Here is a 21,884-nt window from a genome sequence, read left to right on the forward strand (position 1 = left end):
GGTGTGCGGGAGTCGGGTCAGACTTCGCCGCCACCCGCCCCGACTCCAGCGTCTGCACCGTCATCATACGCCCGGCACACACACCGGGAGGGCGACCAGTCCGCGCGCTCCAGCGCGAGGTCGCCGATGGGGTTGACGCCGGGTCCGGCGGCGAGGGCGTGTCCGACGAGGGCGTGCAGGCACTTCACGCGGGTGGGCATGCCACCGGCGCTGATGCCGTCGATCTCGTCGACGTGTTCGATCGACTCGCGGTCGGCCAGGTAGGCCTGGTGGGCCGCGCGGTACTGCGCGGCGACTTCGGGGTCCTCGAGCAGGGCTGCCAGCTCGGGCATGACCTGGTTGGCCTCGAGGGTGCTGACCGCAGCGGTGGCCGCGGGGTGGCACAGGTAGTAGAACGTCGGGAACGGGGTGCCGTTCGACAGCCGGGGCTTCGTGGAGACGACGGTGGGGTTGCCACAGACGCAGCGTGCCGCGATCCCGATGACGTCACGTGCCGGTCGGCCGAGCTGCGCCGACACGACCTGGACGTCGCGTTCGGAGGGCGGGTCGAAGGGAGGGGTCGTCACGGGAACGTGAGCCTACCGGAGAAGCGGAACCCCGCGCACCGTCGGCCCGGACGGCTCCGCGCCTCGGACTACTTGCTGTCGCCGGTACCGGAGACGTCGGGGGCGACGAGGTCGGCAGCACGCTCGTCCGTCAGTCCGGACTGCAGCACCGACGAGAGCATCGCCTGCACCCAGTCGACCTTGGGGGTCTGCACCTTGGCGCTCACGGGGGTGCCGGATTCGGTGGTCGGGGTCTTCGCGGCCCGCTTGTCCTCGGTGCCCATCACGAGGTAGCTCTCCTCGCCCGGGTACACGTAGAGCAGCCGGTCGCGGGCCTGCGCCTCGATGTAGGCCGGGTCGTCCCAGCGCGCGACGTCCTGCTTCTTCTGCGTGACGTCGGCCTTCTGGTTGGCGACCTCCTGCTGCTGCTGGGCGATCTGCTCCTGCTGCTGGATGAGCGTCCGGAGCGAGGGCGCGAGCACCACCACGAACAGCACGATGATCGCGAGCATGAGCAGGCTGAACCCGGAGAAGTGGATCGAGCGGTACCAGGGGTGCGCGGGCGTGCTGCCGTCGGGCATCGCCACGGGGACGCGGCGGACGCGGGGCTTCTGGCTGGGCACGGTCCGACGATAACCCGCGCTGGTCGGTCGGGCAGCCCGGCACGCGGCCGTTCGGCGCCCTCTCAGCGTCTCGCGTCCCACGGTGCTGCCCACCAGAAGACGCCGTCGTCTCGTCGAGACGCCTCCGGATCCGGCGGCGTCTCACGGACTTCGCGGCGTCAGGCTGACACGACGGCGTCACGCCGACGGCGGGCGGGTCCGGGTCCGATCGAGGCAGCCGGGAGGCACGGCTCCGGCCCGTCCGTCCGCCCCGCACTCGGAGTGGTCACCACACACCGCCCGACGCACGTCCGGTGGTCACGTCCTGTCGTCCGGGCCCGGGCCAGCCGACGACTCGTGACCACTCGACGCAGCGCGCGCGGCACGTCCTGACCGCTCGGCACGTCCTGACCGCACGGCGCGTGCTGACCGCTCGGCACTCCGGGGCCGCACACACGACGAGACGCCGTCCTCGTGGAGGAGGACGGCGTCTCGGTGGTGCGGGTGCTGCTGGCCGGCCTGGTTACAGCGAAGCGGCGCGCGGGAAGGCCGAACGGCCGGCGTACACCGCGGCGTCGCCGAGCTCTTCCTCGATGCGGAGCAGCTGGTTGTACTTCGCGACACGGTCCGAGCGGGCCGGGGCGCCGGTCTTGATCTGACCACCGTCGACCGCGACCGCGATGTCCGCGATCGTGGTGTCCTCGGTCTCGCCGGAGCGGTGCGACAGGATCGAGGTCAGGCCGTGACGGTGCGCGAGCGAGACCGCGTCGAGGGTCTCGGTGAGCGTGCCGATCTGGTTGACCTTGACGAGGATCGAGTTCGCGGCCTTCTCGTCGATGCCCCGCTGCAGACGCTTCGGGTTCGTGACGAACAGGTCGTCGCCGACGATCTGGACCTTGTCGCCGAGTTCGGCGGTCAGGTGCGACCAGCCTTCCCAGTCGTCCTCGGCCAGCGGGTCCTCGATGGTGACGAGGGGGTAGTTCGCGACGAGCTCGGCGAAGTAGGAGGTGAACTCCTGGCTCGAGAGCTGCTTGCCCTCGAACTGGTACTTGCCGTCCGAGAAGAACTCGGTGGACGCGACGTCGAGGCCGACGGCGATGTCCTTGCCGGGCGTGTAGCCGGCCTTCTCGATCGCGGTGAGCAGGAAGTCGAGCGCGGCGCGGTTCGACGCGAGCTCGGGCGCGAAGCCACCCTCGTCGCCGAGGCCGGTGGCCAGGCCCTGCTTCTTCAGCTCGCCCTTGAGGGCGTGGTAGGTCTCGACGCCCCAGCGGAGTGCCTCGGAGAAGGACTCGGCGCCGTACGGCACCAGGAAGAACTCCTGGATGTCGACGTTGGTGTCCGCGTGGGCACCGCCGTTGACGACGTTCATCAGCGGGACGGGCAGCGTGTGCGCGTTCGGGCCGCCGAGGTAGCGGAACAGCGGCAGGTCGACCGAGTCGGCTGCGGCACGGGCGACGGCGAGCGAGGCACCGAGGATCGCGTTCGCGCCGAGGCGGGACTTGTTCTCGGTGCCGTCGAGCTCGATGAGCGCGGCGTCGACGAGGCGCTGGTCGGTGGCGTCGAAGCCCTCGAGCGCCGGGCCGATCTCGTCGAGGACGGCGTCGACGGCCTTGAGCACGCCCCTGCCGCCGTAGCGCGAGGCGTCGCCGTCGCGGAGCTCGTACGCCTCGAACGCGCCGGTGGATGCACCGGACGGGACGAGCGCGCGGGACACGACGCCGTCGTCGAGGAGGACCTCGACCTCGACCGTCGGGTTGCCTCGGGAATCGAGGACTTCGCGTGCGCCTACGGCATCGATCAGGGCCACGGGGTACTCCCTACACATTGGTTGTGGTGATTGCGGTGTCGATCCTAGCGAGCGGAGGTGAACACGACGTCGGCCGTGACGCCGACCTGTGGACGAGTCCGTGCTGGAACGGGGACTGGGTGCTCAGTCGAGCGGGCGGAACGCGACGCCCTCGAGCGACGCGGTGTCGGCCGAGACGGTCGCGAATGCCGTGAAGCCCTGCGCGGCGAGGCCGGCGAGCAGGTTCTTCGTGTTCTTCGTGCGGCGCTCGAGCCGGACGCGCCGGTGGGACGCCAGCGCCTCGGTCTTCAGCGCGGCGAGCCGGACCGGGTCGACGTCCTTGTCGTACACGAGCACGACGGCGTCGGCCTCGGCCGACTCCGGCAGGGTCACCAGGTCGACGAGCCGTTCGAAGCCGAGCGAGAACCCGACGGCGGGGACGTCCTGCCCGAGGAACCGGCCGATCATGCCGTCGTACCGGCCACCGCCACCGAGGCTGTAGCCGAAGTCGGGGTGCGCGACCTCGAAGATCGTGCCCGTGTAGTAGCCCATGCCGCGCACGAGCGTCGGGTCGAACCGCAGGTCCACCCCGGGCAGCGCCTCGCGCAGGCGGAGCAGGTCGGCGAAGGCCTCGGCGTCGAGCCACGGCGCGCCCTCGACCGACGTCCAGTCCGCGGCCTCGAGCGCACGGATGGTGTCCTCGAGCCCGGGCAGGTCGGCGCCCACGGTGCTGCGGAGTTCCGCCGCAACGCCGTCCGCGCCGACCTTGTCGAGCTTGTCGATCGTGATGAGCGCGCGGTCGGCAGCAGCGGGCTCGGTGATCCCCCACGACGCGAGGAGTGCCAGGAGGATCCGGCGGTCGTTGATCCGGATCGTCGTGCCACTGACACCCAGGGCGTCGAGGGCCGCCGTCGTCGCGCGGATGAGCTCGATCTCGGCGAGCTGCCCGGGCTCCCCCAGGATGTCGATGTCGCACTGCACGAACTGGCGGTAGCGGCCCTTCTGCGGACGCTCGGCACGCCAGACCGGGGCGATCTGCACGGAACGGAAGACCGACGGCAGCTCCGCACGGTGCGAGGCGTAGAAGCGTGCGAGGGGAACGGTCAGGTCGAACCGCAGACCGAGGTCGGCGAGGTCCAGCGGGGCCTCGGCGCCCTGCAGGTCCTCGGTGGTCAGCCCGCGCTTCATCACCGCGAACGCCAGCTTCTCGTTGTCGCCACCCAGCCCGGAGTGCAGCCGCGCAGCGTCCTCCACCACCGGGGTCTCGATCTCGTCGAAACCGTGCCGCGAGTAGACGTCCCGCACGACACCGAGCACGTGCTCGCGCCGGGCCTTGTCCGCCGGGAGGAAGTCACGCATGCCACGGGGTGCCGTCACGGTCGTTGCCATGCGGCCAATTCTGGCAGACGGCCGCCCCGGCTTGCGCGCCTTCCGATCCACTGGCATACTGCATGCAGAACCTCGGTCCGGATCGTGCCTGATCCACGTTCCGGATCGTTCGCGGGGCGACGTGCTGCAGTGCGTCCCGCGGTTCGAGCGGGCTTCCCTGTCGGCCCCTCTCCCTGGTGGAGCCGACGCCCGCTCACGGGCGCCCTCTCTTTTTCGGGTTGGGAGGGCGCCCGTTCTCTCCCGCCCGGATCCTCCGAGCCCGGAGCGACCTCGCGCACCCGGGATCACTCTGCAGCGCGACCGGCCTCCTCGAGCTCCGTCACCGCGGCGCGCAGACTCGCGACCGGGTCCACCCCGAGCCCCGCCGCAGCCGCGATCTCCCCGAGCACCGCTCGCCCCCACACGGGGTCGGCCGTGCCCACCCCGTCGTCCGCCGCCAGCGCGGCGGACGCACCACGGGCCTCCAGGCCGACGCCGGAACCGGCCCCGACGACGGAGGCGACGACCGCGTCGGCGTCCCCACGCTCCTGCAGCCGTTCCAACAGCTTCACCGCACGCTCCAGCGGCGGCATCGCCCGCGGCACCCCGTCGAACGCACTCCGCCGGCTCGCCTTCTCGGACGCCTTCGCCGCACGCCAGACCCGCACGACGTCCTCGACGGTGTCCGCCGTCTCGTCACCGAACACGTGCGGGTGCCGCCTGGTCATCTTGTCACGCACCCCGGCGGCGACGTCCTCGAGCGTGAAGTCCCCCGCCCGGGCGGCGATCCCCGCGTGCAGGACCACCTGGTAGAGCAGGTCGCCGAGCTCCTCGCGGACGTCGGCCGGGTCGCCGTCGTCGATGGCGTCGACGAGTTCGTACGACTCCTCGACGGCGTACCGGGCGAGTGAGGCGTGGGTCTGCGCCCGGTTCCAGACGCACCCGCCGTCCTCGGCGAGCAGGCGGTCGACGACGGTCACGAGGTCCGGTACGGCGGTCATCCGGCCATGGTCCCACTCCCGTAGACTGGCGGTGGTGTGTCGGGAAGTCTGGTCGACGGACACTCACCCGACCCCTCGAGACGGAGATCCATGTCGTCCCTCGTCCGCTCCCCCCGCTTCAGCGCCATCGCGCTCCTCACCGCCGCCGTGCTCGGCCTGGTCGTGGCGAACTCCCCGATCGGCCCCGGCCTCGAACGGCTCCTCGACGCGCACCTGCCGCTCGGTGCGCTGGGCCTCGACCTGTCGATCGCGCACTGGATCAGCGACGGCCTGCTCGCGGTCTTCTTCCTGCTCGTCGCGATCGAGCTGAAGCAGGAACTCGTCGACGGTGAGCTGTCGAACCCCAAGACCGCGATCATCCCCGCCATCGCCGCGGTCGGCGGTGTGCTCGTCCCGGCCGGCATCTTCCTGCTCGTCACCGCGGGCACGCAGTACACGCACGGGTGGCCGATCCCGACGGCGACGGACATCGCGTTCGCGCTCGGGGTGCTCGCCATGTTCGGTCGCGGGCTGCCGAGCGGCATCCGGGTGTTCCTGCTCGCGCTGGCCGTCCTCGACGACCTCATCGCGATCATCATCATCGCCGTGGTGTTCGCCCACGACACCGACTTCCTGGCCCTCGCCGGTGCCGTCGTCACGCTCGCGGTGTTCTGGCTGCTCGGCCGGATGCTCCGTCCGGGGCGATCCGGGCAGACGCTGCTCATCGTGGCGATGGTCGTCGTCGGGCTCCTGACCTGGTGGCTCGTCTACCACTCCGGTGTGCACGCCACCATCGCCGGCGTCGCGCTCGGGCTCGTGCTGCCCCGCCGTCCGGGCCACACCCTGCACGAGAACGTCGAGCCGTGGTCGAACGCGATCGTGCTGCCGGTGTTCGCGTTCGCGTCGGCCGCCGTCATCATCCCCGCGGTCGGCATCAGCGAGCTCTCGCCCACGTTCTGGGCGGTCGTCCTCGCGCTACCGGTCGGCAAGGTGATCGGCATCACCCTGTTCGGCACGATCGCCACGCGGATCTTCCGCTCCCCCGGCCGCTCGTCGCTGTCGTTCTTCTCGATCATCACCGTCGGCGTGCTCGGCGGCATCGGGTTCACGGTGTCGCTGCTCATGAACGAGCTGGCGTTCGCCCGCAACGAGGAGATCCTCGACGAGGGCGTCCTCGCCGTGCTCGTCGGATCGGGCATCGCCATCGTCGCGTCGGCGGTCGTCGTCACCCTGCGTGCGCGGGCGTACCGCGCGCGCCGCGAACTGTCCGAGGCCGAGGACACCGAGTAGCGGCTTCGCACCCGTTCCGCGACACGGCACGCGTCGTTCGACGCGTGGATCGTCGCGAGCGGCGTGCGCGCCGTGGACCAGTCCGTGACGGGCCGCGTCTACGCGGCCGGCGCCTCCGCCGGGGTCGTCGCCCCGTACACGGCGGTGAGGATGCTCTCCACCCACTGGATGAGGGCGTCGTCCGGCAGCGCCTGGTCGTGCGGGCGCGGCACGGGGATGCTCGACGCGTTCTGCTGCGGGAACCAGCGCGCCCCCGGGAACATGCGCTTCAGGCGCACCTGTGACGAGTCGGCGAGTTCCTTGCCGGCAACCCGCAGGTTGGAACCCATCACGACGACGTCGGACAAGCCGACCTGCTGCGCCATCCGACGCAGGCGGGAGACCTCGACCAGGGTCTGCACGGCCTGCGGCGGCTGCCCGTAGCGGTCGGTGAGCTCGTCGAGCACCATGTCGATCGCGTTCGGCTGCGCCGTCGGAGCCGAGGCCGCCGACAGCTTCTGGTACGCCTCGAGCCGGAGCCGCTCGGACTCGACGTAGTCCTCGGGGATGTGCGCGTCGACGGGGATCTCGAGGCGGAGCTCGGTCTGCCCCTCGGCGACGTCGCCACGGAACTGCGACACCGCCTCGCCGATCATCCGGAGGTACAGGTCGAACCCGACACCCGCGATGTGGCCGGACTGCTCACCACCGAGCAGGTTGCCCGCCCCGCGGATCTCGAGGTCCTTCATGGCGACCTGCATGCCCGCACCGAGCTCGTTGTTCGCGGCGATGGTCTCGAGGCGGTCCTGCGCGGTCTCGGACAGCGGCTTGTCGGAGTCGTAGAGGAAGTACGCGTACCCGCGCTCGCGGCCACGGCCGACCCGACCGCGCAGCTGGTGCAGCTGCGACAGCCCGTACTTGTCGGCCTTGTCGATGATGAGCGTGTTGGCGTTCGCGATGTCGAGACCGGTCTCGATGATCGTCGTCGAGACGAGGACGTCGAAGCGACGCTCCCAGAAGTCGACCATGACCTGCTCGAGGGTGGTCTCCGACATCTGCCCGTGCGCCACGGCGATGCGGGCGTCCGGCACGATCTCGGCCAGGTGTGCGGCGACCGACTGGATGTCCTTCACCCGGTTGTGCACGTAGAACACCTGGCCCTCACGCAGGAGCTCGCGGCGGATTGCGGCGGCGACCTGCAGGTCGGACTGCGGCCCGACGAAGGTCAGGATGGGGTGCCGGTCCTCTGGCGGGGTGGCCAGGGTCGACATCTCGCGGATGCCCGTGACCGCCATCTCGAGCGAGCGCGGGATCGGGGTCGCCGACATCGCCAGCACGTCGACGTTCGTCTTGAACTTCTTGAGCTGGTCCTTGTGCTCGACGCCGAACCGCTGTTCCTCGTCGATGATGACGAGACCGACGTCCTTGAACGTGATGCCCTGCGACAGGATCCGGTGGGTCGCGATGACGATGTCGACCGTGCCGTCGGCGAGCCCGGCGATGGTCTCCTTCGACTCCTTCTCGGTCTGGAACCGGCTCAGGGCGCGCAGGTGCACCGGGAACCCGGCGAAGCGCTCCTGGAAGGTCTCCATGTGCTGGCGGACGAGCAGGGTCGTCGGGACGAGCATGACGACCTGCTTGCCGTCCTGCACGGCCTTGAACGCGGCGCGGATCGCGACCTCGGTCTTGCCGTAGCCGACGTCGCCGGAGAGCAGGCGGTCCATCGGGATCGGCCGTTCCATGTCGCGCTTGATCTCGTCGATCGTGGTGAGCTGGTCGGCGGTCTCGGCGAACGGGAACGCCTCTTCCAGCTCGCGCTGCCACGGGGTGTCGGGACCGAACGCGTGCCCCTTCGACGCCATCCGCGCCGAGTACAGCTTGACCAGGTCGACGGCGATGTCGCGGACGGCCTTGCGCGCCTTCGACTTGGCGGCGGACCAGTCCGAGCCGCCCATCTTCGACAGGGTCGGGGACTCACCACCGACGTAGCGGGACAGCTGGTCGAGCTGGTCGGTCGGCACGAAGAGCTTGTCGCCCGGGTAGTTGCGCTTCGACGGCGCGTACTCGAGCACGAGGTACTCGCGCTGCGTCTTCACCGCGTTGCGTCCACCCGAGCTCACTTCGCGGCTGACGAGCTCGACGAACTTGCCGATGCCGTGGGTCGCGTGCACGACGACGTCGCCCGGCTTGAGCTGCAGCGGGTCGACGACGTTCTTGCGCCGGCTCGCGAGCTTCTTGACGGTGCGGGCCCCCTGCTGGACGCTGCGGCCGTAGAACTCGGCCTCGCTCAGGACCGCGATGCGGGGGTCGGGGATGGCGAAACCGTGCTCGACGGTCGCGGTCGTCACGACGGCGAACCCCGGCTCGGGCGGCGCGTCGACCGCTGCGGCACGGGCGGCGACCCCGGCGTCGGCCAGCACCTGCACCGCACGTTCGACCAGGCCCTGCCCCTGCGCGGTCACCACGACCGCCCACCCGTCGTCGGTCAGCGACTTGACGTGCGCGATCGCCCCGTCGGCGCTGCCCGCGAAGCTCGGCACCGCCTCCGCCCGGACGCGGATGTACTCGCCGGCTTCGGCAGCGGCCTCGGCGTCGGTGAGGACGCGCTCGGTGTCCCCTTCGTCGAGGCCGGAGTCGAACGGCGACACCGTCCACCAGGTGCGCTGCCCGCGGGTGTTCTTGAGCTGCTGCACGGTCAGGAAGTTGCCCGCGTCGAGGTCGATCGGGGCCTGTGCCCCGGCGACCGCTGCGCTCCAGGCCGCCTGCAGGAACTCGGTGTTCGTCTCGGCCAGGCTGTTCGCGCGGCCGTTCACCCGCTCGGGCGAGAACACCGCGATGGTGGCGTCGTCCGGCAGGTAGGAGGTCATCGGAACGAGGTCCTGCACGAGCGCCGGAGCGAGCGACTCCATGCCCTCGACCGGGATGCCCTCGGCGATCTTCGCGAGCATCTGCGACAGGTTCGGGAACTCGTGCAGCATCTCGCGGGCCCGCTGCCGGACTTCGTCGCTGAGCAGGAGCTCGCGCGAGGCGGTCAGCTCGACCGAACCGAGGTCGTCCTCGGTGGTGCGCTGGTCGGCGACGGAGAACGCCTTGATCGCCTCGATCTCGTCGCCGAAGAAGTCGACACGTGCCGGGTGGTCGGCCGCCGGCGGGAAGACGTCGAGGATGCCACCGCGCACCGCGAACTCACCACGGCGGGTGACGAGGTCGACGCGCGAGTAGGCGAGGTCCACCAGCTGCGCCGAGATCGCCGCCAGGTCGTTGCCACGCGAGTCGGTCCGCAGCACCACCGGCGCCAGGGACGTCAGGTTGCTCGCGATCGGCTGCAGCGCGGCTCGGACGCTCGCGACGACGACGGTCTGGCGCCGCTCGGTCGGGTCCGTCGCCTGCCAGGCAGCGAGCTTGCGGAGCGTCGCGATGCGTGTGCCGACGGTCTGGGGGCTCGGGCTGAGACGCTCGTGCGGCAGGGTCTCCCACGCGGGGAACTCGAGCACCTCGGCGTCGGGGACGTAGCTGCCGAACGCTTCGCGGACCGCTTCGGCTTCACGCCCGGTCGCCGTGATGACGAGGACGCACTGCGGACCGTTGCGCTCGGCGAGCAGCGCACCGAGCAGCGGCACGCGCAGGCCGTCCACGACGGAGAAGTCGGCGTCGCGCGGTGCGGCGCGCAGCACGCGATCGAAGGCGGAGGCGCGCGAGAGCGCAGGGATGATGCCCGAGATCGTCACTCAGGAGATGGTACCGGCCACCACCGACGCCGACCGCGCCGTGCGCGACGGGCGAACAGCGCGGAACACTCAGGACGGAGCGTGCACGCGCTGCTGTGCGGCGAGCAGGCCGACCTCGGCGATCGCCTCGACCGCGTCGGCGGCGTCGGCCAGCAGGATCGGGAGCGTCTTCTTCTCGGCTGCGGAGAAGTCACGCAGCACGTAGTCGGCCGGGTCCTGCCGACCGGGCGGACGCCCGATGCCGACCCGGACGCGCATGAACTCGTTCGTCCCGGTGGCCTTGATGATGTCGCGCAGCCCGTTGTGCCCGCCGTGCCCGCCACTACCCTTCAGGCGGACGGTGTCGAACGGCAGGTCGAGCTCATCGTGCACGACGACGAGGTCGGCCGGGGTGGCGCTGTAGAACCCGAGCACCGAGGAGACCGGTCCGCCCGAGGTGTTCATGAACGACCCGGGCTTCGCCAGCACGAGTCGTGTGCCGCCGGGCACCAGGCGCCCCTCGGCGACCTGGTTCGGCGTCTTGTGCTTCTTGAACGTCGCACCCATGCGGGACGCGAGTTCGTCGAGGACCATCTGGCCGACGTTGTGGCGGTTGCCCGCGTAGTCGGGCCCGGGGTTACCGAGCCCGACCACCACGAGGATGTTGTCCGTCACAGCGTCGACCAGATGTCTTCGAAGGGGGTGTTACTCGGCGTCCGCGGCGCCCTCGGCACCCGACTCGGCGCCGGCCTCGGCCGAGGCTTCGTCCGCAGCGTCGTCGTCAGCGGTGCCACGCGGGGTGACGATCGCGACGACGAGCGCCTCGGGGTCGGTCTCGAGCTCGGCGCCCTCGGGGAGCTCGAGCTGCGAGGCGTGGATCTGCACGCCGTCCTCGAGGCCCTCGACGTTCACGGAGACGTGCTCCGGGATGTCGGTGGCGAGCACGAGCAGCGAGATCGTGTTGAGGTCCTGCACGTGGATGGTGCCGGAGAAGGACTCGCCCTCGATGACGACGGGCACGTCGACCGTGACCTTCTCGCCACGGCGGAGGACCACGAGGTCGATGTGCTCGATGATCTGACGCACCGGGTCACGCTGGACGTCCTTGACGAGGGCGAGCTGGGCAGCACCCTCGATGTCGAGGTCGACGACCGCGTTGGCGGTACGGACGAGCAGCATGGTCTCGTGACCGGGCAGCGAGATGTGCTTCGGCTCGGTCCCGTGGCCGTAGACGACGGCGGGGATCTTGTCGGCCGCGCGGAGCTTGCGAGCAGCGCCCTTGCCGAACTTGGTGCGGACTTCCGCTGCGAGCTTGGTGTAGTCGGCCATGGTGCCTCCTGGTGTCGGGGACGACGCCGGGGTGCCGGCATCGTGGGGGTCTGTGGTGTTGCAACTCGAACGCGTGCACGCGTGAGGAACGATCCCAGGGTCTTGCCGGGTATCCCACCGCGTCGATCACGGCCGCGCGTACGCAGCCCTCGCCGAAGTCAGGGACTGAGTCTAGCAGGGCCGTCCGGGCGTGTCGTCCCGTGATCTGCCCGCTCCGGCTGCGACGACGCTCAACGGCCGACCTGCCGACGGTGCTCCTGCGCGGCGTGGAGGACGTCCCGCGCGCGGTCGCTCGCCGCCTCGGCCTCGTCGCGGGCTGCCTCGCGCCGGGTGATCTCGGCCTCGGCCTGCTCGAGGGCACGCTGGAGCTCCGCGCGCCGCTCCTCCGCCTGTTCGAGATCGGCCTCGGCGGTGTCGAGTGCTGCGTCGGCGTCGCGGGACTCCGTGCGCGCTGCGGTCTCGGCCTGGCGCGCGGCCTTCCGGTCGGCGGCCGGGTCGCGCTTCGGTTCGGGTTCGGCGTCCGGTTCCGCTGCGTCGCGCTGCGCGGGCCTGGAGGCACGGCTCGCCTTCCGCGCACCCCTCGCCTGGGAGATGGGGATGGGTGGGGCATCGCTGCCGGACCAGGCATCGGGCACCGCGTCCGGATCCGCGAGCGCCCCGTCGAGGTCGACCGCGTCGAACCCCACGCTCTCGAGCGCCGTCACGAGCAGCCCCGACCGGACGGCCGCGCCGGCGTGCGGATCCGCCATCGCCGCCCCGATCGTCGACCGGACCTGCTCGAGCACCGCCGGGGTGACGGGATGTCCGGCGTCGGACGCCAGGTCCGCTCCCGCCTGTGCGAGGGCGTCGACGACCTCGGCGCGCTGCCGACGGAGGGTCCGGATCGCGTCGGGGTCGGCGTCGGCTTGGGCCTTGCGGAGCGCCGGTCCGAGGTCGACGGCGTCGTCGAGGGCACCGTCGTGGGCGAGCAGGTCGATCACCCAGGCGGCCGGTGAGGGCTTCCGGAGCTTCCCGATCGCCGTGGCGAGGGCACGGTCGTCCTTGCGCACCGCGCGCTGCCGTGCGGTGCGCTCGGCGACGAAGTCCTGCGGCGCGACGAGCAGCAGCTCCCTGGCGACGTCGGCGAACTCCATGCGACCACTGTGCCAGCAGGATGCCGGGTACTACCAGTCGTGGACGGTGCCGTCGGCCAGGCGGTTGAACGGCAGGTACGCCTGCTCGTACGGGTACTTGCCGGCCTCGTCGACGTCGAGGCTGACCCCGAGACCCGGCTCGTCACCCGGGTGCAGGTAACCGTCGGTGAACGTGAACGTCTGGTGGAACACCTGGTTGGTCTGCGGCCCGTGCTGCATGTACTCCTGGATGCCGAAGTTGTGGATCGCGAGCCCGAGGTGCATCTGTGCGGCGAGGCCCACCGGGGAGATGTCGGTCGGCCCGTGGAACCCGGACTTGACCTGGTAGAGCGCGGCGTACTCCATCGTCTTCTTGAGCGGGGTGACGCCGCCCATGTGCGTGACGGCACCGCGCACGTAGTCGATGAGCTGGTCGCGGATGATGTCCTTGAAGTCCCAGATGGTGTTGAACACCTCGCCGATCGCCAGCGGCGTCGTGGTGTGCTGCCGGACGAGCTGCAGGGCCTCCTGGTTCTCGGCGGGGGTGCAGTCCTCGAGCCAGAACAGGTCGTACGGCTCGAGCGACTTGCCGAGCTTCGCGGCCTGCAGCGGGGTCATCCGGTGGTGACCGTCGTGCAGCAGGGGCAGCTCCGGGCCGAACTCGTTGCGGACGGCCTCGAACACGGTGGGCACGTGGCGCAGGTAGGCACGGGTGTCCCAGTCCTCCATCGCCGGGTACGCACCGCGCTGGGCGGGTTCGAAGTCGTACCGGACGCCGGCGTTGCCCTCGGTGGTCGTGTTCGACGCGATGCCGTAGATGCTCTCGAGGCCGGGGACGCCGGTCTGCACGCGGATCGAGCGGTAGCCCTCCTCCTGGTGCTCTCGGATGGAGTCGAACAGCTCGGGCAGTTCCTTGCCCGAGGCGTGGCCGTACGCCATCAGCCCGGTGCGCGACGCCCCGCCGAGCAGCTGGTACAGCGGCATCCCGGCGACCTTCGCCTTGATGTCCCAGAGGGCCATGTCGACGGCGGCGATCGCGGCCATCGTGACCGGTCCGCGGCGCCAGTACGACGACCGGTACAGGAACTGCCAGGCGTCCTCGATGCGGCTGGCATCACGGCCGACGAGCAGCGGGACGACGTGCTCGGACAGGTACGCGGAGACGGCGAGTTCCCGGCCGTTCAGGGTGGCGTCGCCGAGTCCGGTGACGCCGTCGGCGGTCGTGAGCTTGAGCGTCACGAAGTTCCGGTTCGGGCTCGTCACGATGACCTCGGCCCGCTCGATCAGCTGCCCGCGGTCCGCCGAGGCCCAGGTGTCCGGACGGCCGGCGGTGGTCTCGGCCGGCCCGCTGTCGGTGGCGCCGGGGACCGGGGCCGCGGGGTTCGTGGTGTTCGTGTCGGTCATGCGTGGACTCCTCCGTTGGAGCTCTGGCGGGCTGCTGCCGCGGCGGTGCGGATGCCCTCGGCCGCCGCCGTCACGGCAGCGACCACGGGGGTGGTGTCGAGTTCGGGGGCGACGACGGCCAGGACGTCGTGCACGTCCGAGTCTGGCCCGGGGGCGCCGGGGTCGTCCACCAGGTCGGGCCGCCCCGTGACGTGCAGCCACCACGCGGCGAGGGCGGTGGCCGCCCCGGCACCGATGCCGGCCGAGGGGTCGCGGCTGAGCCGGTGCCGCACGACGTCGACGATGCGCACGGGCAGCTTCTGCGAGCCGCCGGACGCGATCTGCCGCAGGGTGTGCCGGATGCGCGGGTTGGCGAACCGCTCGACCAGGGCCTCGCGGGCGTCGGTGACCTCGGCCTCGGGCAGGGGCAGCTCGAGCGCGGCTTCGTCCCAGAGCTGCTCGACGGCGGTGCGGCAGACGGGGTCGTCCATCGCCTCGGCCACGGTGTCGTGGCCGAGTTGCAGCCCCAGGTAGGCCAGGAGCGAGTGCGAGCCGTTCAGCAGCCAGAGCTTCCGCTGTTCGTACGGGGTGACATCGTCGACGATCCGGACGCCCGCCGTCTGCCACGCCGGGCGGTCGATCCCGTCGAAGGCGTCCTCGAGCACCCACTCCGCGAACGGCTCGGTGACGACGGGGACCCGGTCGCCGGCGAGCGCACCCGGCAGTTCCGGCAGGTGCGCGACGTCGTCGTCGGTGGTGGCCGGGGTGATCCGGTCCACCATCGAGCTCGGGAACGTGACGTTCGCCTCGATCCAGTCGCGCAGGGCGTCGTCGGTGACGGCGTCGAGCACGGCGTCACGCAGGACCGCCCCGTTGTGCGTCAGGTTGTCGAGGCTGACCAGCGCGATGCGCCCGGAGCCGGCGGTGCGGCGGGCATCGAGCCCTGCGACCAACCGGGTCGGCACGTCGGAACCGGGCCGGTAGCCCTGCTCGGTGACCGTCAGCGTGACGATGGTCGTCTCCGGGGACGCGACCACGTGCCTCCAGGCGGTGTCGTCGCTGCCCGGGTGGGCGGCCGTGATCGTGTCGACCACCTCGGCGCTGTCGCCGGACGCGGCGCGGGTGACCAGCGTGTACCGGCAGCCCTGGGCAGTGAGGGCGTCGGCGACGTCGGGCGAGCGCCCGGTGAAGGCGGTGATCCCCCACGGTTCGCCGTCGGTGTGGGCGGTGTACCAGGCGAGGTGGGCGCGCGCGAACGCGCCCACCCCCACGTGGACGATGCCCGGTCGGCGATCGGTCATGCGGTCACCGGGACGAGCGAGCGGAGGTAGGCGAGGTTGTCGGCGGTGCGGGCCTCGAGCGGCAGGTCGGTGGAGAAGTCCTCGATGGTGACCCAGCCGTCGTAGCCCACCTGGCGGAGCGCGTCGAGGTACTCGGACACCGACGCCTGGCCGGTGCGCAGGGGTGCCCACTCGTGCTGCCAGATCGAGCTGCCGTCGGCACGGGTGTCGCCGGTGTCGACCCAGCGGGCGTTCTTCACGTGGGCGTGTGCCAGGTACGGCCCGAGCAGTTCGAAGGCGGCGAGGTGGTCTTCGTACCCCTCGATCACGAGGTTGCCGAGGTCGTGGATGACGCCGACGTGCGCGGGGTCGAGACCGTCGATCAGCCGCAGTGCTGCGGAGGCCGACGGCGTGATCGTCATGTGGTGCAGCTCGACGAGTGCTTTCACGCCGAGCTCCGACGCACGCGACGCGACCCACTCGAGGTCGGCCCGGGTGCGGTCGAACAGCTGACCGTACGTCTCCCCCGTGCGCTCCTTCTCGGCTCGGTAGTGCGGCATCGTGACCCGCACCTGGCGGGCCCCGAGTTCGCTCGTCACGCGGAGCATCGTCTCGACGCCGTCGTGGTCCGCGGCCGGCTGGTAGCCGCCGATGCCCGAGTACTCGAGTCCGGCACCGTCGGTGATCCGGGCGATGTCGCCCACCCGGTCGCGGATGCCGGTGTACTGCCACGTCGAGTTGTTGCCCGCCCAGAACGACCGCTCGGCGGGGATGGCTTCGCCGGCGGCCGGGCGGTCGTCGACCACGCGCCACTCGATGCCGTCCCAGCCCTGCGCCGCCAGGGTCTCGGCGGCTTCGGCGGGGGTCCAGTCGGGAGTGGAGGCGGTGAACACGGAGAACTTCATCGGGTGGCTCCTTCGGTCGCGGCGGCGGTTGCGGGGGTGCCGACGACCGGCACCACGTCGGCTGGGCTGGCGCTGCCTTGCCCTCGGTCAGCCCCGCCGACGACCGGCACCACGTCGTCGTACGTGCCCTCGATCACGTCGTCGATGCGCACGGGGTGTCCGAGCGTCGCACTGACGTAGAGCCCGCGGACGGTGGCGAGCGAGACCAGGGCGGCGTCGACGGTGACGCCCGGTTCGCGGCCCTGCCGGATCGCGTCGACGATGTCGGTGTACTGCCGAGCGTGCCCGGCGGCGAAGTGGTCGGGTTCGGCCGGGCCGCCGACGACGTGCTCGGGCGGGACGACGTCGTCCTTCTGGTCGACGGCTCCGGCGACCGCGCTGGCGTTCGACGTGGTCGCGGCGGACTCGAGCGTCGCGGTGTCCGGGGCGATGTGGAAGTAGGCGAGCCGGTCGTCGTCGACGATCGCGGACCCGTGCGTGCCGTACACGGCGTACCGGGCGGAGAGACCCGGGTACGCGGCGGTCGTGCAGTGGACGACGCCGAGCGCCCCGCCGGCGAACCGGACGGTGGCGACCGCGGTGTCCTCGACCTCGATGCGGTCGTGGGCGAGGAGCCCGGTCTGGGCCGAGATCTCGACCGGACGGCCGAGCGCCCAGACGAGCAGGTCGACGGTGTGCACGCCCTGGTTCATCACCGCGCCGCCGCCGTCGAGCGCCCAGGTGCCGCGCCAGTCACCGGAGTCGTAGTACCCCTGCGACCGGTACCAGGCCACGCTCGCCAGGCCCGAGGTCACGGTGCCGAACCCGCCGTCGTGCGCCGCCCGGGCGACGGCCGCCGAGGCCGGGTCGAAACGGTGCTGGCTGATGACGCTCGTGACGAGCCCGCGGTCGCGAGCGGCTGCGGCGAGCGCGGCGATCTGCCGCGCCCGGGGCATCGTGGTGTCGAGCGGCTTCTCGATGACGACGTGCTTGCCGGCGGCCAGGGCGGCCTCGGCCAGCTGCACGTGCATGCCCGAGGGCGAGCAGATCGCGACGACGTCGATGTCGGTCTGGTCGATCGCCTCTTCGATGGTGGACGTCGTGACCGGACGGGCGACGCCCATCGCCTCGATCGCGTCGGCCGCGCTCGTGGCGGCTTCGGGTACGGCGTCGACGAGGGCGACGACCTGCAGGTCGGGGTGGTGCACGGCGACGGTGGCGTGGTGGCGGCCGATGACGCCGGCGCCGACGACTGCCAACTTCAGTGGGGTGGTCATCGCAGGGTGACTCCGATCTGGTCGGTGAGGGTGCGGAAGGCCCGGCCGGCACGACCGAAGGCCGCGGGGCCGGAGAACCCGCCGAGGGAGGTGAAGTCGCTGAGGTGCGGCTCGAGCGAGGCGTACCCGGAGTAGCCGGCGTCGCGGAGCGCGGTGAGGGTCTGGAGCAGTTCGCCGTCGCCCTCGCCCGCCGGCACCACCGACGAGTCGGCGGCGAGGGCGTCCTTGACCTGCAGGTAGTCGACGTACGGGGCGAGCTGCTCCCAGCCGTCGGTGAAGGGCCGGACGCCGCACTGCACGTAGTTCGCGTTGTCCCAGGCCAGTCGGAGCGCGGACGAACCGACGCTCTCGACGAGGTCGAGCACACGCGCGGGGACGTCGCCGTAGATGTCCTTCTCGTTCTCGTGCAGCAGGGTCACCCCTTCGCGCTCGGCGAGGTCGGCGAGCGCCCGCATCCGGACGAGGACGTCGTCGCGGACGTCGTCCGGCTGCCGACCTTCGAAGTAGAACGAGAAGATCCGGATGTTCGTGGTGCCGAGGGCGTGCGCGGCACGGATCGCGCGGGCGAGGCGTGCGACCTCGTGCTCGACGGGTTCGTCGACGGGCACCTTGCCGATCGGCGAGGCGATCGCGGACACGGTCTGCCCACGCTCGTCGAGCAGCCGGTGGAGTCCGGCGAGCTGGTCGTCGTCGAGGTCGACGACGTTGACGCCCCAGGCGCTGCGGACCTCGATGGCGCTCGCGCCGAGCGCCTGCAGGACCGCGACCTGGACGACTGGGTCGGCGTCGATCTCGTCGCCGAAACCGGAGAGTTCCCACGTGGGCTGGTCGGTCATGGTGTCCTTTCGTTCGGACGGGAGGCGCGTGGCGGGGCCGCCACGGGCCTCCAGTCCGGTTCTGGGTTGCGGCCTACTTGACGGAGCCAGCGGTCAGACCGCCGACCAGGTAGCGCTGGAAGATCAGGTACAGGGCGACGACGGGGACGGCACACACGATCGAGGCGGCCATCATCTGGCCGTAGATCGGGACGGCACCGCCCTCTTGCGTGGTGCCGAGCACCTGCAGCACCACGGCGACCGTCCGGGTGTTCGGGGTCGTCATGATCGTGGAGAACAGGACGTCGTTCCACCCGAGCAGGAACGCGAAGATCGCGGACACGACGATGCCCGGCCACGACAGCGGGAGCACGATCTTGGTCAGGATCTTCGTCGAGCTGGCGCCGTCGATGCGCGCCGCTTCCTCGAGTTCCTTCGGCAGGCCGCGCAGGTACGTGACCATGACCCACGTCGAGAACGGCAGCGCGAACGTCAGGTAGGTGACGAACAGGCCCCACCGGGTGCCGATGATCTGCACGCCGGTGGCACTGGCGATGTTCGAGAACACCACGAAGACCGGCAGCAGCAGGAGCGTGCCGGGGATCGACTGCAGGGCGAGGAGTCCGCGGAGGATCGTCAGGCGGCCGAGGAACCGGAACCGCACCAGCACGTATGCCGTGGACACGGCGAGCGCGGCACTCGCGACGGCGACGGCTCCGGCGGTGAGCATCGAGTTCACCAGTCCCTCGCCGAGGGCGACGGTGGACCAGATCTCGACGTAGTTCGACAGGGTGAACTCGGACGGGAAGTACTCGCCGCGGGCGACCGCGACGTCGGAGTTGACCGAGCCGAACAGGATGTAGAGCACCGGGACGGCGATGAACGCGATGATCACCGCGATGACGGTGACGAGCAGCCAGCGCGGCAGCAGGCGGGTGACGTCGGTGTCGTAGGGACGTTTGGTCCGTCGTCCGCCGCTGCCGGTCGTGATGCTCTCGGTGAGCGTCGCGGTGGGGCGGGTGGGGGTGCTGAAGGACGTGCTCGGGGTGGTCATGCGCGTGCTCCGTCGATGTCGGCGGCGGTCGGGGCGGCGGCGAGCGTGGCGCGGTCGGCGCGACGCTGCTTCCGGTTGGGGCCGGCGTCGTCGCCGGTGTCGAGCTTGACCGCCCGCAGGTAGACGAACAGCGGGATCGCGACGATCACGAGTGAGCAGATCGCCATCGCCGCGGACAGGCCGAAGCGGAACGACTGGAAGCTCGCGATGTACGTCAGGACGGGCATCACCTCGACGCTGGACGGCAGCGGGATGCCGAACAGCACGAACGGCAGCGTGAAGTTGTTGATGTTGTGCAGGATCGAGATGATCACCGCGAGGCTCAGCGGGCCGCGCAGGTACGGGAAGATGATGTACCGCAGCTTCGCCCACCAGGTCACCCCGTCGAGTGCGGCGGCCTCGTGCACCTCGTTGTCCACGGCCTGCAGCCCGGCCAGGGACAGCAGGTAGACGAAGGGCCAGCTCGTCCAGATCATCACGCCGGCGAGCGCCCAGTACGACGCCGAGCCGTTCAGCCACAGCACGTCGGTGTGCAGGATCGAGTTCACGACCCCCTGCGGCTGGAGCATCGTGCGGAAGAACGTGCCGACGACGAATGCCGGGAGCACGTACGGGATCAGGTAGATCGAGCGGACGAGCCCGCGACCGGGGAACCGGTTCTGCGTCGAGATCGCGGCGGCGACGCCGATCGGCACGGTCACCGCGGTGACGAGCACCGACAGCGACACCGAGACCCAGATCGAGTGCAGCAGCGGCGAGTTCGTGAACGCCTCGGTGAAGTTGGCGAACCCGACGAACGGGGCGCTGAACCACTGGCGGAGCGTGTACTGGTCGAGGTCGAGCATCGCGATCCAGAAGCCCACCACCAGCGGCACCACGATGACGGCGAGCATGAGGAGCCCGCCGGGCAGGAGCATCCACAGCGGGCGCTCGCGTTTGTACAGGGGCGTCTTGCCGGCCGGACGGACCGGGCGGGGCGGCGCCGAATCGGTGCGGGGCCTGGTCTGCGTGCTGGTCATCACAGACCTCCGTTCTTCTGACGGTCGAGGGTGGCCTGGGCGTCCTTCTGGGCGTCCTGCAGGCGCTTGCGGAGCTGGTCGTCGGTGACCTCGCCGGACTTCAGCGACGGGATCGACTGCACGACCACGTCGACCAGGGCGAGCTGGATGTCGGACCAGGCGCCGGTGAACGCGGTCGGCTTGGACAGGCGGCCGGCGTCGATGATCGGCTTGAGCTGCGGGTTGTCGGCGGCCAGGTCGGCGGCGGCCGATGCGTTGGTCGGCAGGTTGCCGAACAGGTCGTAGTACTCGAGCTGCGCCTTCGGGGCGCTGAGCTGCTTGACGAACGCGAACGACAGCTTCTGCTTGGTGCCGTAGTCGGCGACGACCCAGTTGTCGCCGGACAGGATGCTGGCGGCCTCGATGCCGTCGGACGGCCGCTCGGTCGCACCCGGGGGGACGGTGGGCAGCAGGGCGAACTCGTAGTCGCCGTCGACCTTGGTGCCCTTGAACGAGTTGATCGCGGTGGTGGTGGTCATCGGGAAGAACGCGGCCTTGCCCTCGGTGAACTGTGCCAGGGCCTGGGCGTTGTTCCAGCCGATCGCGGCCGGGTCGACGACACCGTCCTTGTTGACCCAGTCGAAGTAGGTGCGGTAGGCGTTCTCGACGGCCTTGCTGTCGATCTCGGCCTTCGAGCCGTCGACGATCGTGTTGCCGGCGTTCTGGGCCATCCCCCACACGAACTTCCACGGGTCGAAGCCGTCGGCGTAGGCGATCGCCATGCCGTACCGTCCGTCACCCGTGGTGGCCTTCGCGTCGGCGGTCAGCTCGTCCCAGGTGGTGGGCATGTCGGTGATCCCGGCCTTCGCGAGCAGGTCCTTGTTCACGGCCATCACGAACGGCCGGCTGGCGAACGGGATCCCGATCTGCTTCGACGCACTCGGACCGGAGATGCCGAACGACGCGGGGTCGAACTGGTCCTTGCCGCCGATCGCGTCCCACTCCTTCGTGCCCATCTCGACGAAGGCGCCGGTGGCGTAGGCGGTCGGGGTGAACGTGGTGCCGATCGCGTAGACGTCGGGGCCCTGGCCGGAGATGACGCTCGTCTGGATCGCGGTCAGTTCCTCCTGCGCGGACGAGTAGGTCTCCCACTGGATGTCCGCACCGGTGGTGCGCTTGAACTCGGCGGCGGTGTCCCGCTGCCACTGCTTGCGTTCCTTGGGGTAGGTGGTGTCCGCGCCCATCATCACGCGGAGGGTGTTCGGGTCGTCGCCGCTGCCGTTCACCACGGCGCATCCCTGCAGGGACAGTGCGGCGAGGGCGACCACGGCGACGGCACCGACGAGGGTGCGGACTTGCAGTCTTCGCGTCTTCACGGGGGTTTCCTCCTCGAGACCTCCTCCGAGCGGCGCTGCTCGGTGGCACCACTGTTCCGCCGTTGGCAACATGCGGCAACCGGTTGCCACTTGTTGCCAGACGCGAATACGTTCGGCCT

The 21,884-nt window shown here is 70.8% G+C and carries 18 protein-coding genes; 1 reads left to right on the forward strand and 17 read right to left on the reverse strand.

From position 1 onward, the window contains the following. Nucleotides 1-17: 17 nt before the first annotated feature. From H489_RS26465 to H489_RS26485, 5 genes are all read right to left on the reverse strand, one after another. Nucleotides 18-566, reverse strand: coding sequence for a DUF501 domain-containing protein (locus tag H489_RS26465; protein WP_017886747.1), 549 nt, complete (start codon nt 564-566; stop codon nt 18-20). 68 nt (nt 567-634) lie between these two features. Beyond that, nucleotides 635-1,168: an FtsB family cell division protein gene (locus H489_RS26470; protein ID WP_017886748.1), complete on the reverse strand. Its 534-nt coding sequence runs from the start codon at nt 1,166-1,168 to the stop codon at nt 635-637. 502 nt (nt 1,169-1,670) lie between these two features. Further along, entirely contained in the window at nt 1,671-2,954 is a 1,284-nt protein-coding gene (gene eno / locus H489_RS26475; RefSeq protein ID WP_017886749.1) for a phosphopyruvate hydratase, read from the reverse strand. 123 nt (nt 2,955-3,077) lie between these two features. Further along, nucleotides 3,078-4,322, reverse strand: coding sequence for a histidine--tRNA ligase (gene hisS, locus H489_RS26480; protein ID WP_031259502.1), 1,245 nt, complete (start codon nt 4,320-4,322; stop codon nt 3,078-3,080). Nucleotides 4,323-4,606: 284 nt separating this feature from the next. Further along, nucleotides 4,607-5,302, reverse strand: coding sequence for a MazG family protein (locus tag H489_RS26485; protein WP_017886751.1), 696 nt, complete (start codon nt 5,300-5,302; stop codon nt 4,607-4,609). Nucleotides 5,303-5,392: 90 nt separating this feature from the next. Between H489_RS26485 and nhaA the strand changes: the two genes are divergently transcribed. Next, nucleotides 5,393-6,571 carry a Na+/H+ antiporter NhaA gene (nhaA, locus tag H489_RS26490; RefSeq protein WP_017886752.1) on the forward strand — a complete coding sequence of 393 codons (1,179 nt, stop codon included), beginning with the start codon at nt 5,393-5,395 and terminating at the stop codon, nt 6,569-6,571. Between the two features lie 98 nt (nt 6,572-6,669). Here nhaA and mfd read toward each other — a convergent pair whose 3' ends face one another. The 12 genes from mfd to H489_RS26545 form a co-directional block, all read right to left on the reverse strand. Beyond that, nucleotides 6,670-10,278, reverse strand: coding sequence for a transcription-repair coupling factor (gene mfd / locus H489_RS26495; protein ID WP_017886753.1), 3,609 nt, complete (start codon nt 10,276-10,278; stop codon nt 6,670-6,672). A gap of 69 nt (nt 10,279-10,347) precedes the next feature. Beyond that, on the reverse strand, nt 10,348-10,932 hold the full coding sequence (gene pth / locus H489_RS26500) for an aminoacyl-tRNA hydrolase (protein WP_017886754.1): 585 nt from the start codon (nt 10,930-10,932) through the stop codon (nt 10,348-10,350). A gap of 30 nt (nt 10,933-10,962) precedes the next feature. Next, complete coding sequence (locus H489_RS26505; RefSeq protein ID WP_017886755.1) at nt 10,963-11,586, reverse strand: 50S ribosomal protein L25/general stress protein Ctc; 624 nt, start codon at nt 11,584-11,586, stop codon at nt 10,963-10,965. A gap of 230 nt (nt 11,587-11,816) precedes the next feature. After that, nucleotides 11,817-12,719, reverse strand: coding sequence for a hypothetical protein (locus H489_RS36740; RefSeq protein WP_017886756.1), 903 nt, complete (start codon nt 12,717-12,719; stop codon nt 11,817-11,819). 30 nt (nt 12,720-12,749) lie between these two features. Further along, nucleotides 12,750-14,102 carry a D-mannonate dehydratase ManD gene (manD, locus tag H489_RS26510; RefSeq protein ID WP_017886757.1) on the reverse strand — a complete coding sequence of 451 codons (1,353 nt, stop codon included), beginning with the start codon at nt 14,100-14,102 and terminating at the stop codon, nt 12,750-12,752. Then, nucleotides 14,099-15,382: a mannitol dehydrogenase family protein gene (locus H489_RS26515; RefSeq protein ID WP_017886758.1), complete on the reverse strand. Its 1,284-nt coding sequence runs from the start codon at nt 15,380-15,382 to the stop codon at nt 14,099-14,101. Before H489_RS26515 ends, manD begins: the two co-directional genes overlap by 4 nt. Further along, nucleotides 15,379-16,266 (reverse strand): sugar phosphate isomerase/epimerase family protein, encoded by an 888-nt coding sequence (locus H489_RS26520; protein WP_017886759.1) that lies wholly within the window; start codon nt 16,264-16,266, stop codon nt 15,379-15,381. The genes H489_RS26515 and H489_RS26520 overlap by 4 nt, the downstream gene beginning before the upstream one ends. Next, entirely contained in the window at nt 16,263-17,522 is a 1,260-nt protein-coding gene (locus H489_RS26525; RefSeq protein WP_017886760.1) for a Gfo/Idh/MocA family oxidoreductase, read from the reverse strand. The genes H489_RS26520 and H489_RS26525 overlap by 4 nt, the downstream gene beginning before the upstream one ends. Further along, nucleotides 17,519-18,358, reverse strand: a complete 840-nt coding sequence (locus tag H489_RS26530; RefSeq protein WP_017886761.1) for a sugar phosphate isomerase/epimerase family protein — start codon at nt 18,356-18,358, stop codon at nt 17,519-17,521. Before H489_RS26530 ends, H489_RS26525 begins: the two co-directional genes overlap by 4 nt. A gap of 73 nt (nt 18,359-18,431) precedes the next feature. Beyond that, nucleotides 18,432-19,391 (reverse strand): carbohydrate ABC transporter permease, encoded by a 960-nt coding sequence (locus H489_RS26535; RefSeq protein ID WP_017886762.1) that lies wholly within the window; start codon nt 19,389-19,391, stop codon nt 18,432-18,434. Then, nucleotides 19,388-20,410 carry a carbohydrate ABC transporter permease gene (locus H489_RS26540; RefSeq protein WP_017886763.1) on the reverse strand — a complete coding sequence of 341 codons (1,023 nt, stop codon included), beginning with the start codon at nt 20,408-20,410 and terminating at the stop codon, nt 19,388-19,390. Before H489_RS26540 ends, H489_RS26535 begins: the two co-directional genes overlap by 4 nt. Then, the gene (locus tag H489_RS26545) at nt 20,410-21,765 is read right to left on the reverse strand and encodes an ABC transporter substrate-binding protein (RefSeq protein ID WP_017886764.1); all 1,356 of its coding nucleotides are present in this window, start codon (nt 21,763-21,765) and stop codon (nt 20,410-20,412) included. Before H489_RS26545 ends, H489_RS26540 begins: the two co-directional genes overlap by 1 nt. Between the last annotated feature and the right edge of the window lie 119 nt (nt 21,766-21,884).

The sequence above is a fragment of the Curtobacterium flaccumfaciens UCD-AKU genome (assembly GCF_000349565.1).
GTDB lineage: Bacteria > Actinomycetota > Actinomycetes > Actinomycetales > Microbacteriaceae > Curtobacterium > Curtobacterium poinsettiae.

Excerpts from the sequence above, each read along its gene's own strand:
- H489_RS36740 (WP_017886756.1), bottom strand. The coding sequence starts at position 12,719 with ATGGAGTTCGCCGACGTCGCCAGGGAGCTGCTGCTCGTCGCGCCGCAG.
- H489_RS26540 (WP_017886763.1), bottom strand. The coding sequence starts at position 20,410 with ATGACCAGCACGCAGACCAGGCCCCGCACCGATTCGGCGCCGCCCCGC.
- H489_RS26505 (WP_017886755.1), bottom strand. The coding sequence starts at position 11,586 with ATGGCCGACTACACCAAGCTCGCAGCGGAAGTCCGCACCAAGTTCGGC.
- H489_RS26520 (WP_017886759.1), bottom strand. The coding sequence starts at position 16,266 with ATGAAGTTCTCCGTGTTCACCGCCTCCACTCCCGACTGGACCCCCGCC.
- H489_RS26530 (WP_017886761.1), bottom strand. The coding sequence starts at position 18,358 with ATGACCGACCAGCCCACGTGGGAACTCTCCGGTTTCGGCGACGAGATC.
- H489_RS26515 (WP_017886758.1), bottom strand. The coding sequence starts at position 15,382 with ATGACCGATCGCCGACCGGGCATCGTCCACGTGGGGGTGGGCGCGTTC.
- hisS (WP_031259502.1), bottom strand. The coding sequence starts at position 4,322 with ATGGCAACGACCGTGACGGCACCCCGTGGCATGCGTGACTTCCTCCCG.
- H489_RS26535 (WP_017886762.1), bottom strand. The coding sequence starts at position 19,391 with ATGACCACCCCGAGCACGTCCTTCAGCACCCCCACCCGCCCCACCGCG.
- H489_RS26485 (WP_017886751.1), bottom strand. The coding sequence starts at position 5,302 with ATGACCGCCGTACCGGACCTCGTGACCGTCGTCGACCGCCTGCTCGCC.
- H489_RS26525 (WP_017886760.1), bottom strand. The coding sequence starts at position 17,522 with ATGACCACCCCACTGAAGTTGGCAGTCGTCGGCGCCGGCGTCATCGGC.
- manD (WP_017886757.1), bottom strand. The coding sequence starts at position 14,102 with ATGACCGACACGAACACCACGAACCCCGCGGCCCCGGTCCCCGGCGCC.
- nhaA (WP_017886752.1), top strand. The coding sequence starts at position 5,393 with ATGTCGTCCCTCGTCCGCTCCCCCCGCTTCAGCGCCATCGCGCTCCTC.